At 47.8% G+C, this 15903-nt stretch carries 15 protein-coding genes; 7 read left to right on the forward strand and 8 right to left on the reverse strand.

Annotated features, from left to right (window positions below; all coding sequences use genetic code 11):
• Positions 1-30 precede the first annotated feature (30 nt).
• The 6 genes from IPG31_03055 to IPG31_03080 all read left to right on the forward strand — a co-directional run bounded on the left by IPG31_03055 (position 31) and on the right by IPG31_03080 (position 7624).
• On the forward strand, positions 31-213 hold the full coding sequence (locus IPG31_03055; GenBank protein ID MBK6617368.1) for a hypothetical protein: 183 nt from the start codon (positions 31-33) through the stop codon (positions 211-213).
• A gap of 319 nt (positions 214-532) precedes the next feature.
• Positions 533-2554, forward strand: a complete 2022-nt coding sequence (gene tkt / locus IPG31_03060; protein ID MBK6617369.1) for a transketolase — start codon at positions 533-535, stop codon at positions 2552-2554.
• Positions 2555-2618: 64 nt separating this feature from the next.
• Positions 2619-3623: a type I glyceraldehyde-3-phosphate dehydrogenase gene (gene gap, locus IPG31_03065; protein ID MBK6617370.1), complete on the forward strand. Its 1005-nt coding sequence runs from the start codon at positions 2619-2621 to the stop codon at positions 3621-3623.
• Positions 3624-3738: 115 nt separating this feature from the next.
• Positions 3739-4917, forward strand: a complete 1179-nt coding sequence (locus IPG31_03070) for a phosphoglycerate kinase (protein MBK6617371.1) — start codon at positions 3739-3741, stop codon at positions 4915-4917.
• 93 nt (positions 4918-5010) lie between these two features.
• The gene (pyk, locus tag IPG31_03075; GenBank protein MBK6617372.1) at positions 5011-6471 is read left to right on the forward strand and encodes a pyruvate kinase; all 1461 of its coding nucleotides are present in this window, start codon (positions 5011-5013) and stop codon (positions 6469-6471) included.
• A gap of 88 nt (positions 6472-6559) precedes the next feature.
• Positions 6560-7624, forward strand: coding sequence for a fructose-bisphosphate aldolase class II (locus tag IPG31_03080; GenBank protein MBK6617373.1), 1065 nt, complete (start codon positions 6560-6562; stop codon positions 7622-7624).
• 97 nt (positions 7625-7721) lie between these two features.
• Here the strand turns inward: IPG31_03080 and IPG31_03085 are convergent, their stop codons facing one another.
• Positions 7722-8333 carry a YqhA family protein gene (locus IPG31_03085; GenBank protein MBK6617374.1) on the reverse strand — a complete coding sequence of 204 codons (612 nt, stop codon included), beginning with the start codon at positions 8331-8333 and terminating at the stop codon, positions 7722-7724.
• A gap of 288 nt (positions 8334-8621) precedes the next feature.
• Here IPG31_03085 and IPG31_03090 point away from each other — a divergent pair, with 288 nt between their 5' ends.
• Positions 8622-9863 carry an EAL domain-containing response regulator gene (locus tag IPG31_03090; GenBank protein MBK6617375.1) on the forward strand — a complete coding sequence of 414 codons (1242 nt, stop codon included), beginning with the start codon at positions 8622-8624 and terminating at the stop codon, positions 9861-9863.
• Positions 9864-9904: 41 nt separating this feature from the next.
• Here the strand turns inward: IPG31_03090 and IPG31_03095 are convergent, their stop codons facing one another.
• Genes IPG31_03095 through IPG31_03125 form a run of 7 tightly spaced genes read right to left on the reverse strand, consistent with a single transcriptional unit; the run spans position 9905 to position 15820 of the window.
• On the reverse strand, positions 9905-11080 hold the full coding sequence (locus tag IPG31_03095; GenBank protein ID MBK6617376.1) for a DUF839 domain-containing protein: 1176 nt from the start codon (positions 11078-11080) through the stop codon (positions 9905-9907).
• 14 nt (positions 11081-11094) lie between these two features.
• Entirely contained in the window at positions 11095-11796 is a 702-nt protein-coding gene (gene pgl / locus IPG31_03100) for a 6-phosphogluconolactonase (GenBank protein MBK6617377.1), read from the reverse strand.
• Positions 11778-12434, reverse strand: a complete 657-nt coding sequence (locus tag IPG31_03105) for an HAD family hydrolase (GenBank protein MBK6617378.1) — start codon at positions 12432-12434, stop codon at positions 11778-11780. Before IPG31_03105 ends, pgl begins: the two co-directional genes overlap by 19 nt.
• Entirely contained in the window at positions 12431-13366 is a 936-nt protein-coding gene (locus tag IPG31_03110; GenBank protein MBK6617379.1) for an NAD-dependent epimerase/dehydratase family protein, read from the reverse strand. The genes IPG31_03105 and IPG31_03110 overlap by 4 nt, the downstream gene beginning before the upstream one ends.
• Positions 13353-14306, reverse strand: coding sequence for a phosphoglycerate dehydrogenase (locus tag IPG31_03115; GenBank protein MBK6617380.1), 954 nt, complete (start codon positions 14304-14306; stop codon positions 13353-13355). Before IPG31_03115 ends, IPG31_03110 begins: the two co-directional genes overlap by 14 nt.
• On the reverse strand, positions 14299-15063 hold the full coding sequence (locus tag IPG31_03120; GenBank protein ID MBK6617381.1) for a 2,4-dihydroxyhept-2-ene-1,7-dioic acid aldolase: 765 nt from the start codon (positions 15061-15063) through the stop codon (positions 14299-14301). Before IPG31_03120 ends, IPG31_03115 begins: the two co-directional genes overlap by 8 nt.
• A 7-nt stretch (positions 15064-15070) precedes the next feature.
• On the reverse strand, positions 15071-15820 hold the full coding sequence (locus IPG31_03125) for a 3-deoxy-manno-octulosonate cytidylyltransferase (protein ID MBK6617382.1): 750 nt from the start codon (positions 15818-15820) through the stop codon (positions 15071-15073).
• Positions 15821-15903 lie beyond the last annotated feature (83 nt).

The following is a 15903-nucleotide window of genomic DNA, read 5'->3' on the forward strand; positions in this document are numbered from 1 at the left end:
ATTCCAAAATAACCAACTGAGACGGGCGCTATGAAGGTATTGGTTCATTATAAATCAGGAGCAAACCAGGTATTTATTGTGCCTCAGGAGACCCATGTGGCTGAGTTTCACCGTATGGCCGAAGAAATCGGTGGACCCCTACGCAAGGTCGAGTTTCCATCTGCTGCTACAAAAATGGATTGGAAAGATTCAAGCTTGGGACGCAGAGTGTAACCTCGTGCTACTAAATGTGTAATGTTGAGCTGAAAACTACCTTGCCCATTGTAAGCAACCACACCATACATCTTAGTAAAAATTTCTACTGCTTAATTTCCCTTATACGCTGGTGCGCTACACCAAAACACGGCACCCTCTTTTTTCTATTGTCCTCATACCCTTTCTTTGTTCCCTGCAGAGGTTGATACATGTGGTTGTGAAGTGAGGGGACTTAAGCGATAATGATCACTTTTTTGAGCTTATAGGTTTCCGACTTTTTGATGATTGTGTTGCCTGGCTGTTTTCAGGAAAATTTAAGGACGAGGGGTGAGGGTAAATGAGTGAAGCATTTAGGGATTTTAATCCGCCAGTATTCAAGAATTTAACAAGCGCCATTCGTGCGCTTGCTATGGATGCAGTACAAAAAGCCAATTCTGGTCATCCCGGTATGCCGATGGGCATGGCAGAGATTGCCGAAGTGCTGTGGATTCATCACTTACGGCATAACCCTGTCAATCCTGATTGGTACGATCGTGATCGATTTGTTTTATCCAACGGTCACGGCTCGATGCTGCTATATGCTTTATTGCACCTCACGGGTTATGATGTTTCCATCGAAGATATTAAAAATTTTCGTCAACTGCATTCTAAAACGCCTGGCCATCCTGAATATGGCTACACACCAGGCGTAGAAACTACTACCGGGCCGCTCGGCCAGGGAATTACCAATGCGGTAGGCATGGCGTTAGCTGAGAAAATACTGGCCGCAGAGTTTAATCGCCCGGGTTTCGAAATCGTTAATCACCACACTTATGTGTTCTTGGGCGATGGATGCTTGATGGAGGGTATTTCACATGAAGCATGTTCTTTGGCGGGTACGTTAAAGCTGGGTAAATTAATTTGTTTCTATGATGATAATGGTATTTCCATTGACGGCCACGTCGAAGGATGGTTTACCGATGATACTCCCAAGCGATTTGAAGCATATGGCTGGCACGTTGTGCCAAATGTAGACGGGCATAATGCAGTAGCAATTGAAGCGGCAATAGAAGCAGCCAAAAAAGTGCAAGATAAACCAACTATGATTTGTTGTAAAACAGTCATTGGTCTGGGTTCTCCGAATAAGGCTAATACACATGATGTGCATGGCGCAGCATTGGGCGACGCCGAAATTGCTGCGGCGCGTCCGCACATTGGTTGGCATCATCTGCCTTTTGAAATTCCACAGGATGTTTATGATGCTTGGAGTGCACGTGAAAAGGGTCAGGTGCTGGAGAACGCCTGGAATGAGCGTTTTGCCGAATATACTCAGAAATATCCTAAAGAAGCAGCTGAATTTAATCGCCGTATGCGCGGAGATTTGCCTGCTGAATGGGTAGATCACGCGGACAGCGTTATTAGTCAGATCAATGCCAAAGCAGAAACGATCGCCACACGCAAAGCATCACAAAATGCAATTGAGGCATTGGCACCGATCTTGCCAGAACTTGCTGGTGGATCAGCCGATTTGGCAGGCTCGAATCTGACCAAATGGTCAGGTTCAAAAGGTATCGCCGGAGATTCTGCTGCCGGAAACTATATTTATTACGGGGTTCGTGAATTTGGTATGAGTGCCATCATGAATGGTTTGTCGCTGCACGGCGGGGTCATTCCTTATGGTGGAACATTTTTGATGTTCTCCGAATATGCGCGTAATGCCCTGCGTATGGCCGCATTGATGAAGATTCGTAATATTTTTGTATATACGCATGATTCTATTGGACTGGGAGAAGACGGACCCACACATCAACCCGTAGAGCAAACCGCAACTTTGCGCCTGATTCCTAATATGGACGTATGGCGTCCCTGTGACACGGTTGAATCAACAGTCGCGTGGATACGGGCCATAGAACGGCGTGAGGGGCCCAGTTCCCTTATTTTCAGTCGACAGAATCTGGCTTTTCAGGAGCGCGATGCCATGACGATCGGCCTGATTTCCAAGGGAGGATATATTCTGTCAGAAGCTGCGAACGGTAAACCGCAGGCCATTATTATTGCTACGGGTTCTGAAATCGGGTTGGCCAGGGCTGCTCAAAAAGAGCTGACAAAAGAAAATATTATGGTTCGAGTTGTCTCCATGCCTTGTACCAATGTTTTCGATCGGCAGGATCGCACTTATCGAGAGAGTGTGCTGCCAAAAGGAATCCGGTGTGTTGCAGTTGAGGCGGGAGTGACAGATGGCTGGTATAAATATGTTGGCTCTGATGGTGAAATTGTCGGCATGAATACATTTGGTGAATCTGCGCCAGCGAATAAACTGTTCGAGCACTTCGGATTCACAATCAATAACGTCGTCAATGCGGTAAAAAAGATTTTGTAACAACAGGCAGCAATATTTTTATCAATTACAAATACAAATGGTGTTTGCTTAAGGAGGCGGTAGCATGACAATTAAAGTTGGTATCAATGGTTTTGGTCGCATTGGTCGCATGGTTTTCAGAGCATCGGTTGAAAAATTTAGTGATATTGATGTGGTTGCGATTAACGATTTGTTAGAGCCAGATTATCTCGCTTATATGTTGACACATGATTCTGTGCATGGCCGTTTTCGTGGAGAGGTGTCAGTCGAGGGTAACTATTTGGTAGTCAATGGCAAAAAGATTCGGTTGACTGCCATCAAAAATCCTACTGAGCTAAAATGGGGAGAGGTAGGTGCGGAGGTTGTCGTTGAGTCAACCGGACTCTTTCTGACTAAGGATGAGTGTGAGAAACACCTTCAGGCCGGCGCCAAAAAAGTTGTGATGTCAGCCCCCTCGAAAGACGATACTCCGATGTATGTGTACGGTGTAAATGATAAAACCTACCATGGTGAAGCCATTATTTCCAATGCATCGTGTACGACCAATTGTCTTGCGCCAATTGCCAAGGTACTGAATGATACTTGGGGAATCAAACGTGGATTGATGACAACTGTCCATGCTGCTACTGCTACCCAGAAAACGGTTGATGGTCCTTCTAACAAGGATTGGCGCGGTGGACGCGGTATATTGGAGAATATTATCCCGTCTTCGACTGGTGCTGCTAAAGCGGTAGGGGTGGTGATTCCAGAGTTAAATAAAAAATTAACTGGTATGGCTTTCCGGGTTCCAACCTCGGACGTTTCCGTAGTAGATCTGACGGTTGAGCTGGATAAAGATGCCTCTTATGAAGATATTTGCAAAGCGATGAAATCTGCCTCAACAGGCGCTATGAAAGGTGTTTTGGGCTATACGGATCAAAAGGTCGTTTCTACAGACTTCCGTGGGGAAAGTTGTACTTCGGTTTTTGATGCCGAAGCGGGAATACAGTTGGATAAAAGTTTTGTAAAGGTGGTTGCCTGGTACGATAACGAGTGGGGTTATTCCTGCAAAGTTCTGGAAATGGTTAGGGTGATCGCTGGCCATCATTGATCTGTATCATACATAAAGCACTACATGAGTAGCCTTAGAAAAACAGCGGTGGGTTAACACCAGTTTCATTTACTTGCCGACTGTTTCTTGCAATTTTTATATTTGTGGAGTAAATGTGTCTGTTATCAAGCTTGTCGATCTGGATCTGAAAAATAAACGTGTTTTTGTTCGGGCTGATCTCAATGTACCAATCAAGGATGGTAAGGTAACTTCGGACGCGCGTATTGCTGCTTCCATGGCGACGATTAATCATTGTTTAAAGCAGGGTGCAAGAGTAATGGTTACGTCGCATCTTGGCCGACCTGAAGAGGGAGTTTGGTCAGCGGAAAATTCACTGCGTCCGGTAGCGGATGATATCAGTAACCGTCTGGGTAAACCGGTACGGCTGATTCGTGACTGGGTGGCGGGTGGATTTGATGTTGCACCTGGTGAATTGGTTGTGCTGGAAAATTGCCGGGTCAATGTAGGTGAAAAAAGCAATGAGGATGAAACTGCACAAAAATATGCCGCTTTGTGTGATGTTTTCGTGATGGATGCGTTTGGCACAGCGCATCGTGCAGAGGCATCCACTCATGGAATCGCCAAGTTTGCACCTATTGCTTGTGCTGGAATTTTGCTCACAGAAGAGCTGGAGGCATTGACCAAAGCGCTGCATGAACCTGCAAGGCCAATGGTTGCTATTGTTGGTGGATCTAAAGTTTCCACCAAACTGACAGTACTGGAATCTCTTGCTGAGAAAGTTGATCAGTTAGTGGTCGGAGGCGGTATCGCGAATACCTTTCTGAAAGCTGCAGGGAATAATGTAGGCGGATCGCTGTGTGAAAATGATTTGGTACCGGTGGCCAAAGCCTTGATGTCAAAAATGACAGAGCGTAACGCTTCTATTCCAATTGCAGTGGATGTCGTGGTAGGGAAAAAATTTGCCGCAGATGAGCCCGCTGTTTTGAAGAGTGCGGATGCTGTCCTTGATGACGATATGATCTTCGATATTGGTCCAAAAAGTGCTGATATGCTGGTTAAAATTATCAAAGAAGCGGGAACGGTTGTCTGGAATGGTCCGGTAGGGGTATTTGAATTTGATCAATTTGGCGAGGGCACGCGTGCAATCGCGATGGCTATTGCAGAAACGAAGGCATTTACCTTGGCAGGTGGTGGAGATACGATCGCAGCCATACAAAAATACGGTATCTATGACAAGGTATCCTATATATCGACAGCTGGAGGGGCTTTTCTTGAATTCTTGGAAGGTAAGACGTTGCCTGCAGTAGAGATTCTTGAGTCACGAGCACGTTGAAAACAACAGGAACACCGATTAAATTTAACCAGTATTACCCGTTACTCTGGTTTTAGTCGATGTGGTATTTTTCTATTAAATCAAACTCTTGATGTGATGCGCAGAACCAAAATAGTTGCAACCTTAGGGCCGGCATCCAGTAATCCAGCAACACTTGCGCATATGCTGGAAGCAGGGGTGGATGTAGTTCGTATCAATTTCTCGCACGGTACACGAGACCAGCATATTGCCCATGTTGAGCAAGTTCGTTCTCTTGCTCGTTCAATTGGTAGAACGGTAGGCGTTCTGGCCGATCTGCAAGGTCCAAAAATTCGTATTGGAAAATTTCATCAGGGACAGATTGTACTGAGAACGGGTGATGAATTTATCCTGGACGCCCAGTGTGAATTGGGAGATCAGTTAAAGGTAGGGCTGGACTATCAAGCCTTGCCAGGTGATGTTGAGGCGGGCGCGACATTGCTGCTGGATGATGGGCGAATCGTTCTCAAAGTAATCAGGGTCGTGGGTAGCGCAGTGTTCTGCGAAGTGCTTCAGGGTGGAATATTGTCCAATAACAAGGGCATCAACCGCAAAGGTGGTGGACTAAGTGCTCCGGCATTAACGCAGAAGGATCTTGAGGATATCAAAACAGCTGCTTTAATGAAAGCGGACTATTTGGCAGTATCTTTCCCGCGTTCCGGTGATGACATGAGGAAGGCACGTATCCTGATGCAGGAGGCTAACTGCACAAGCCTGCTGATGGCAAAAATAGAACGGTCGGAAGCTATTCTTGCGCTGGACGATATTCTCGATGCATCTGACGCCATTATGGTTGCTCGTGGTGATCTGGCTGTGGAAGTGGGCGATGCCGCAGTCCCTGCATTACAGAAAAAAATGATACGTGCCGCACGTGCCGCAAACAAATTGGTGGTGACGGCAACACAAATGATGGAATCGATGATTTACAGTCCGATTCCAACACGTGCCGAAGTTTCTGACGTGGCCAATGCTGTCCTCGATGGCACAGATGCCGTGATGTTATCGGCTGAGTCTGCTGCGGGTCAATATCCGGTTGAGTCTGTGGCAGCTATGGCCAGGGTTTGCCTGGAAGCAGAAAAGGAATATACCGTTAACCTGAATTTTCGTCGATCACCTGAAACGGATGCAGTTAGTGTAGAAGATGCGATTGCGCGTGCAACGATGTATACCGCAACCAGCCTGAAGATTCGTGCTATCGCTGCGTTGACTCAGAGTGGTGTGACAGCACTGTTTATGTCTCGCAGGAGTTCCAAGGTACCCATTTTTGCGCTGAGTCCGCAAGAAGATACATTAGGTAAAATGACTTTGTTTCGTGGAGTTTATCCAATTGAGTTCGGTCACGGCTTGACTGATCCTGAACTTATTTTGGATCAGGCAGAAGATGAATTACTAAAACGAGGAGCGGTACGAGTTGGTGATCTAATTGTGATGACAATTGGAGAGCCGGTTGGTAAAGCGGGCGGAACTAATACCATGAAAATAGTTAAGGTAGGCGATTGTAAACTTCCTGCTCAGACAAAAACAGATAATACTTAATCGAATTATTTTATAGTTACAATTTTTGTACGTCTATCAGTACATAATCGAAATACCGAAATTTAATTCTAAACTAAAGGAGATTTGAATGGCACTCGTATCCTTGCGTCAACTACTGGACCATGCTGCTGAAAATGGTTATGGACTTCCAGCTTTTAATGTTAATAATCTTGAACAAATTCAGGCGATCATGCAAGCTGCAGATGAGTGTAACAGCCCAGTCATCATGCAGGGATCGGCAGGTGCCCGCAAATACGCGGGAGAGGCTTTTCTGCGGCATTTGATTGCCGGCGCTGTTGAGGCCTACCCACATATTCCAATTGTTATGCACCAGGATCATGGCGCATCTCCATCAGTCTGTATCAATGCTATTCGCAGTGGCTTTTCCAGTGTGATGATGGATGGTTCATTGGAAGCTGATGCCAAGACACCTTCTTCTTACGAATACAACGTACAGGTAACTTCCACCGTGGTGGATATGGCTCATGCAGTCGGTGTTTCGGTTGAAGGCGAATTGGGTTGTCTGGGTTCGCTTGAATCCGGCATGGGTGAAGCCGAAGATGGGCATGGCGCTGAAGGCAAACTATCGCATGATCAACTATTGACCGATCCTGAACAGGCTGCCGATTTTGTCAAGAAAACCGGAGTGGATGCGTTAGCAATCGCCATTGGCACATCACACGGAGCGTATAAATTTACACGCAAACCTACTGGAGATATTCTGGCAATAAAGCGTATCAAAGAGATTCATCAGCGTATTCCCAATACACACCTGGTAATGCACGGTTCAAGCTCAGTTCCACAGGAATGGCTGGATATTATCCGTGAGTTTGGTGGAGAGATGAAAGAAACTTATGGCGTACCCGTCGAAGAAATCCAGGAAGGCATCAAGTATGGTGTCCGTAAGGTGAATATCGACACTGACATTCGCCTGGCAATGACAGGGGCAATTCGCCGCCATCTGGCAAAAAATAAAAGCGAATTTGATCCGCGTAAATTACTTAAAGATGCAACAGTAGCTGCCAAGGATATATGTAAAGCACGTTTTGAAGCATTTGGATGTGCCGGGCAAGCCAGTAAAATCAAACCAATCATGCTGGAAGAAATGGCTAATCGCTATCTTCGTGGCGAATTAAAGGCTATTGTTAAATAATTTTTATCTGATACACAGCCTGACTGCTTGACTTGGAAATACCGGAATGTGCCTTTAAATAGCATCCGGTATTTCCAATTGGTTTTACTTTGATGCGCTAGTGATTGACTGATTGCTGGCTGGTTTGAGTAATAATACGATCACAGTAAGCAATCGCAATGGCTGAAAACAGGAAAGTCATGTGAATACCTGTTTGTGCAAGCAGCGTCTTTTCGTCGTAGGCACTTGCATTGATAAAGGTTTTCAGCAAGTGGATTGAAGAAATTCCAATGATAGCTGTTGCCAGTTTAACCTTCAAGACCGAAGCATTCACATGCGATAACCATTCGGGTTGGTCAGGATGTCCTTCTAAATTCATACGAGAAACAAAGGTTTCGTAACCGCCAATTATTACCATAATCAGCAGATTTGAAATCATCACCACATCGATCAATCCCAAGACGACTAACATGATAGCTGTTTCAGTGAGTTTAACGGGTTTTTCCGCACCTTTAATCGTAACTGTATCAAGAATATGCTGTAATGCATTCTGATTTCCCATAACGGCACCGATTAAATCTGACAATTCAACCCAGAAGTGAAACACATAGACGCACTGCGCCAGTACTAGCCCCAAATACAAAGGTAATTGTAACCAGCGGGTCAGAAAGAGAAAATTAGCCATGGTAGAGATTCTCTTGGCGTTACTTTGCTCGTACTTTTTTTCCATATCATTCATATTAATTTTAAATTTCAATAAATTCTCATAAAAGAGTGATTTTACTCTTGGCGAGAAATCTTATTAAAAGTGTTTGAGAATAATAGGTATCCGAAGATGCTCTCAAACCATCTATTCTGTCTGCCTGCCGGATTAAGCAGGCGTGACTACATCCAGTAGCAGCCGGGTTTTCTTGCGGTTTTGCCAGGTTGCATCATTTCCTGTTATGGATCGTATCGACTATACTCAGATTGTGTTCAGAATTGACTGAAAGGTGTGGAGTTTTTATGAAAGAGAATTATGTCAAAGTCGTCTGCTGACCCCAGGATTCTGATCCTGGATGATGAACCTTTTATGCTGAAGCTGCTGGCGCGTATGCTGGTGAATCACGGTTTTCCATTAGTAACCTGTTGTGAGAAAGGCGAAGATGCGTTACGGTTGGTAGATGACGTAACTACCCGGCCGTCTCTAATCATGCTGGATTTAAACATGCCGGGTATGGATGGCATTGAATTCGTCCGTCATCTGGTTGATCGAAATTTTACGGGTAGTTTGATTCTGGTGAGTGGTGAAGGTGAACGCATGCTCAGAACTGCCGAAAAACTGGTGCAGGCGCATAAAATTCAGATTCTGGGTTATCTGCAAAAACCAGTGCAACCTGATGCTCTGCTAATTTTGCTGTCGCACTTGACACCCTCAAATACAGTGGCGGCCAAGCTTGCGGGTTCAGATAAAACTTATGATGCGCAAGCCATCGGCACTGCCATTCAGTCCGGCGCCATCGTAAATTATTATCAGCCAAAAGTACGAGTGAATACCGGGAAAGTAGCGGGAGTGGAGACGCTGGTACGCTGGCGGCATCCGGTCGATGGCCTGGTTTATCCCGATCAGTTTATCGGACTTGCTGAAAAGTATGGCATGATTAATGCGCTTACCAGTAAAGTGCTTGAACAGGCTTGCGTTCAGGCAAAAATCTGGCAACAGGCCGGGCATGAGTTAAAAGTGGCGGTCAATGTTTCCATGGATAATCTGGCTTCACTCGATTTTCAGGATGTAGTGGTTGCGCTGGCGGCCAAAGCGGGCATTGCACCTAATAAAATTGTGCTGGAAATTACCGAAAGTCAGTTAATGGGCGACATGCGGGTTTCGCTGGAAATACTGACCCGGCTGCGGTTGAAGCGCTTCCATTTATCTATCGATGATTTCGGTACCGGGCATTCCTCTCTTTCACAGTTGCGCGATATTCCTTTCGATGAACTCAAGATTGATCAGGGATTCGTGCATCGTGCCTGGGAAAATGGGACGTTACGCGCCATTTATGACACAAGCCTTGCACTGGCGAAGCAATTGAATATGGAAGCGGTAGCGGAGGGCGTTCAGGACCGGCAGGACTGGAATTTGCTACGGCGAACTGATTGTAATCTGGCGCAGGGCAATTTTATTGCCCGCGCCATGCCTGCGGATGCATTTGAAGCGTGGCTTGTTGATTGGCAAAAGCGTCTTAAGGCAGAAGATCTCTTATCTGTACAGCCAGGAAATTGATACGAGATGGTCATATGGAGTAAGTTAGGCTAGGTATGTTATCAGAACCCGCTGATTTCATATGTAATTCCATTCTGATCACGCCTGCTTATACCGCGCTGCGAGCTGAAATAGAGTCTTGAGCCATCCGGACTAAATGCGGGGCCGGTAATTTCGGAGTGATCCTGGCCGATGATCTGTAGTAATGGTTTAATCATACCGGCGGCTAGAATCACAATTTCCATATTACCGCCGTCCTCCGCGATCAGCAATTCACCCGTAGCATTGGCGGTGATGTTGTCCACACCTGTTAGGACAGGATCTGGATGCTGTGATGCATCATAAATGATTTTTAATATTTGCCGGGATGTATCCAGTTCCCAGACGCGGTTATCGCCCTTGGTCGTGAAATAGATGAAACCATGGTGATACCAGATACCTTCACCGCCATTAAAATGGGTGGCAAGTGACGATTGTTTGCGGGTAGGCTGGAAATTGGCAGCGGGGTTGCGCACAGGATGCCAGATGACTCGGTTATTCTCGTTCCTGATTATCTGCATGACTTCCAGTTGGCCGGTCGTAAGATTGGGGAATCCGGTAGAGTCAAGCTGGAGGGCGGTATAGCGATACAGACAGCCGTCTGGTTCATCTTCAGTCAGATAGAGCTGCATGGTGCGCGTATCAACGGCAACGGCTTCATGCTTGAACCGGCCCAGCGCTTCGCGTACCATGGGTTCTCGCTTACCAAAAGGATCACACTCCCAGACAGCTCCCCGCTCAGTTTCCTCGCAGGATAGCCAGGTCTGCCAGGGCGTAGCGCCGCCGGCACAATTGTTGTCGGTCTCTTGCAATATTGAATAAGCATCAACCAGCATCCCCTGTCGGCTGAAACGTAGCGCACCCACACCACCTTTCCCATTTTTGCGTTCACTGTTGGAAACATAAATCCAGCCACCATCGGGCGTGCTGAAAGTTGCGCCACCATCTGGTGCGGCGTGCCATTGGTAGCTGAACAGGTTTTGCCCGGAGTGTGCCACGATGCGGGAAACAAGGCCATTTGGTAAGCGTATTCCATTCTCATCCGGTGCCTGCAGCGCGCCAGCAGTTGCCAGCCGGAGTGGGGTGGCGGCAATGCTGTGTGAGGTGAAAGTAAGCGGCGCGATAAATAATGTACTCAACCCCTGCAGGCCAAGCCTGCATAGTTTGCGCCGGTCGTGATCGATGCGGGAAGGGTTCATGATTTTATCCCTGATCAGTTGATTGGTTCTGCATCTGATTCGAATACGGTAACGGATTGATGCTTCAGGAGTTTGACAAAGGGTACAGTTTCATCCGTCGCTGTTAGTAAATGGTCGAGTAGTTGGCGTTTGTGCTCTCCGAGAATAACAAATACTATTTTCTTTGCCTTGATCAGGGCATGGAAACTCAGACTGATCCGCTGCGAAGGTGCTGCGGGTGGCGAGGCAACCTGACAGAGATGGGTGTCGTGCGGATCAAGCCGCATGCCGGAGAAAAGGGATGCAATATGGCCATCCTTACCCATCCCGAGAATAACGAGATCAAATGGTAATGGCATGGCTGCCAGGTGCGCTTCAATAGTGTTCATGGCTTCTTCTGGATGGGTGTGATCCGTTTTGAGTGAGATGAAACATGGCACGATAGGCATGTGCCTCAGGAAAATTTCACGCAGCTGTTTTTCATTCGAGTTGGCATCAGTAGTACCCACCCAGCGCTCATCACTCAGTGTGAGGTAGATCTGCTGCCAGGGCAGGTGCAAAGCGCCAAGTGCCGGTAAAAAAATGCAGGGTGTTTTTCCACCGGGAAGCACTAAACTTACGGATTTTCTTCTGGATAGTGTGTCGAGTAAACAGGTTGCGGTAAACTGTGCTACGCCATCGGCCAGTTTGCCAAGATCATCAAAGTAATAGCGATGGATCAGCTTGTCAGAAAGCATAAATCCGTAACAATTTCAATTTTGGTCGGAAAGGGATTCGCATCCTGTGGGCGCACACGGCCAAGAAAGGCGATGCCGTTTTGTTGCGCGCTTTCATAATCGATCAAGGCATCACCAATCATCAGCACACGCTGCTCATCAAAGCCATGCGCAGCCAGTATCTCGGCAATGATAGTCTGTTTGAGGTCGGGAGCTCCTCTTACTGCAGCAAAAAAAGGAGCAAGGTTGCGTTGCTCGACAATATTGCGTAATTCTTTTTCTGGGGTTCCAGATGCGATAAATAGCGGTATAAATTGTGATGCAGTGTGAATCAATGCTTCCGCACCTGCCACGGACGTGCTTTTAATGACTGCCTGCATGACCAGTCTGGAAAATTGCTGGTCGAGCAAGCATTCCTCCTCCTCAGTCAAGGGAGGTTTGTTCAGCAAATATTGCTGGAAGTATCGGAACTTGAGGTAACGAGACATGCCACCATTGGCACGATGATAAGCGACCGCTGCCTGCATGATTCGCTCGCCATATTGGCGATAGAGTTCCGCAAAGGCCGCAGTTTTGATATCACCGGATTCGACGATGACACCATCGAAATCAAAAATGATGGCCTGCCAATAGTCAATTGGTCGGGCAGTCAGCTTCATGCGCGATTATCGGGAGTGGCCGATGATATTTCGTTTGTTTCCTGTTGCTGATGAATTTCACGGATGCAATCAATTAACCCCTGTCCGAGATCGACATGTTCATTCAATACCAGTTTGCGGCCAATACGCGGTTGGAAGGCGTAGGGTGTAACCTGGTAATGATGCACGGGATTGGCTTCATCAAAATGCAATTCAATCTGGTCGGGCATAATTTCTGCAATCATGGTCATGACATCGCGTATCCGCAGCTTTTCCTGCCCCGTGAGCACGAGATGGCGGTTAGCAAATTCAGGAGCGAGAATCTGTACACTCATGCGTGCGGCATCCTCAACATGGATATATTCCCGGAGGGCATCGCCACTGCCGTGATACGTGATAGTCTTTTCCTGCAAAGCTTCGTATAGCATGCGGTAAATACCATTGCGCCTGTCTGCGCGACGGCCATACAGCGAACCATAACGTAAGATGGTGTAATCCAGTCCGTAACGTTCGTGGTAGGTTTCAGTAAAACGTTCTGCTGCCTGCTTACTGGCGCGGTAGAAACTGCCTGATTCAGAAAATACATAAACACTGCTGGCAAAGACAAAACGTTGTACCCCGGTAACGCGCGAAGCTTCCAGCGCGTGCATGTTACCAATGACATTGATATTGGCGGTAGCAAGTGGATGATTGTGCGCTTCATCGATATCGGCAATAGCAGCAAAGTTATACACGATTGAAGCATTTTGGGTAGCTTGAATTACCTGATCGAGATCCATCAAGTCACCAACGATCATTTCCTGATCAGCACGTCGATGCGGTGAAGGCTGCCGATCGAATAAGCGTACCTGAAAGCCTGCAGCAGACAAAGCATCGGCTACATGGCTACCGAGAAAACCACCGGCACCCAGCACGACCGCAATTTTCGCCTGTGATTGATCAGAGTGCTGCATCGATGACCCCTGCCTGAATCAGCCCTGCCCATAAGTTCTCCGCAGCTTCAATTTCCATGCGTTGCCGGGATTCTTTGGCCAGAGAACCCATATGGGAAGTCAACAGGATCTTGTCCTGATTGCACAGTACGCCGTGGTAAGGTTCCTGCTCAAAGCTGTCCAGAGCGGCAGCACCGAGATGGCCAGACGAAAGTGCCGCATCCAGTGCGGTTTCATCCACCAGTCCACCACGTGCGGCATTGATTAGAATGGCACCAGGTTTCATCTGGATGATATTGTTTGCATTCAACAAATGATGGGTTTTATCGGAATAGGGTAGATGAAGCGTGACCACATTGGATTGCATCAGCAGGTTTTCCAGCGGAATAAATGGAATGGTTTTAAGGGTCGTTTCGGAAAGATGCTGCAGATGGGGATCGTGGGCGATGACATTGGCGCCAAATGCCTGGCAGAGCCGCGCAACACGTCGGCCGATATGCCCCATTCCGATAATGCCTACCGTTTGTGCCGCCAGCAGGTGTCCCTGGGTTCGCGGCCACTGGCCCTGGCGCACCAGGCGATCAGTTTGCGTGATCTGGCGCAGGCAGGCGAGCATCAATCCCAATGTCAACTCAGCAACCGCCTGTGCTGGGGCTTCTGGTGTGTTGAATACGCTGATGTCCCGCTGCCTGGCCGTTTCCATAGCTACATTATCCAGTCCGGTTCCACAGCGTGCGATGACGCGCAAACCGGTTGCTGCGGACAGAACCCGATTGGTAAGCGGCTCAATACCCGCAATCAATCCGACAGTATCCACTCCAAGCAGTGTCATGATTTCGTCTTCCGTCAACTTGCGCTGGTAAGGATTGGAGGTGATGTGGATGCCGTGTGACAGCAGCCGCTTGATGATTGGATTGCCATCAAGGTCAAAGGAGGAGGTAGAAATAACGATTTTATTCATGAGCGGCTTTGATAATTTGCATATGAGAGCGACAAAGGGAATCAAGCATGCGGATATCCAGACTGTAGCCGAGAAAGGTGAATCCCTCCTGGATACGCTGTTTCAGCATGGCGGGATCGGGTTCAATTACATGCACGCCGCCTGCTTTGCGGTGACGCAGACCTGCTTGTAATACTTGCTTGATTGCGGCTTGCACATCCGGGTGATTGAGCTCACCGGGACGACCCATCGAACCCGATAAGTCATATGGACCGATGATATAGGCATCGACATTTTCTACCGATAAAATGGTATCGATATTTTTTACTGCCTCGATATGTTCGATCATGACAACGACGATTGCGTTGTCCTTCAGCCATTGCTGGTAGGCCGGAAAACCTGCGCCATAACCCTGGGCTCGCGCCAGGCCAACACCACGATTGCCTAGGGGCGGATAGTAAACCGAACTGACTGCGGCAATGGCATCTGCGGCAGACCTGATCATCGGCACCATGACGCCGGTTGCGCCAGCATCCATGACGCGCTTGATCTGGTCAGGATGGTTGGAGGTGAGACGCACAATTGCCGGGCATTGCCGTCCATCCAGCACCTGAATCAGGGTTTGAATTTCATTTAGCTCCAATACGCTATGTTCGGCATCGAGTACCAGCCAGTCAAAGCCGGCACAAGCCATAATTTCAGCAATGGAAGGGTGCCCTAGGGTAATCCATGAACCAATAGTTACTTCACATTGAGCAAGACGTTTTTTGAGCGACATGGTGTTTTCAGTATTGTTTGAGAAGCGGGTCATTTGCCAGCAAGGTGGCGACACGCGCCAGATCCGCTTCGGTATCGACTGCTTGCGTGTCATGACTGGTTTCAACCATCCTGACCGGATAGCCGTGTTCCATCAAGCGTAGCATGTCGATGGATTCGAGCTGTTCCAGCGGAGTGGGCGATAGTTGACTGTATGTTTTCAGGCAGGCCCGGGTAAATGGGATGATACAGACCTGTTTAAAAGTTGCGGTTGCCGCAAAACCTTCTTGAGAGAGTGTTGGAATGGGTTGGCGAGTCATGTAGAGCGCATTACCTTGGCGATCCATAACGACCTTGATAGTGTTGGGACTGTGGAAATCATCTTTGTTGTCGATACGGCGCACAAGATTGACGCAGGCCAGTTGAAGGTCATGATGAAAGGGTGCGACGGCGGCATTGATCATTTCCGGATGCACCATCGGTTCATCACCCTGTACCATGACGATCAGATCACCATCGACCTGCGCTGCGGCTTCCGCCACGCGGTCGCTGGCACGTTCGTGACGATCCGATGTCATGATGACACGTGCACCAAATGCTGTTGCCGCCTGCTGAATGGCTTCATCGCAGGTGGCGATGTAGGTGGCTGCCAGCGAGTGGCTCATGGCGACACGTTTGTAGACATGCTCCAGCATAGTGCGGGACAGTAGTGGTGCAAGCGGTTTGCCCGGGAATCGGGTAGAACCCATGCGTGCAGGGATAATGGCAATAGTTTGCATGATGCTTGAGTAGGTGTATGAATTAGGGTAGTGGATGAGGCGGTTCGGTTAAATGCACCTGGAAGTCAGGTGCAGGGTTGCTC

Origin of the sequence: Nitrosomonas sp. (genome assembly GCA_016703745.1) — a bacterium.
Taxonomy (GTDB): domain Bacteria; phylum Pseudomonadota; class Gammaproteobacteria; order Burkholderiales; family Nitrosomonadaceae; genus Nitrosomonas.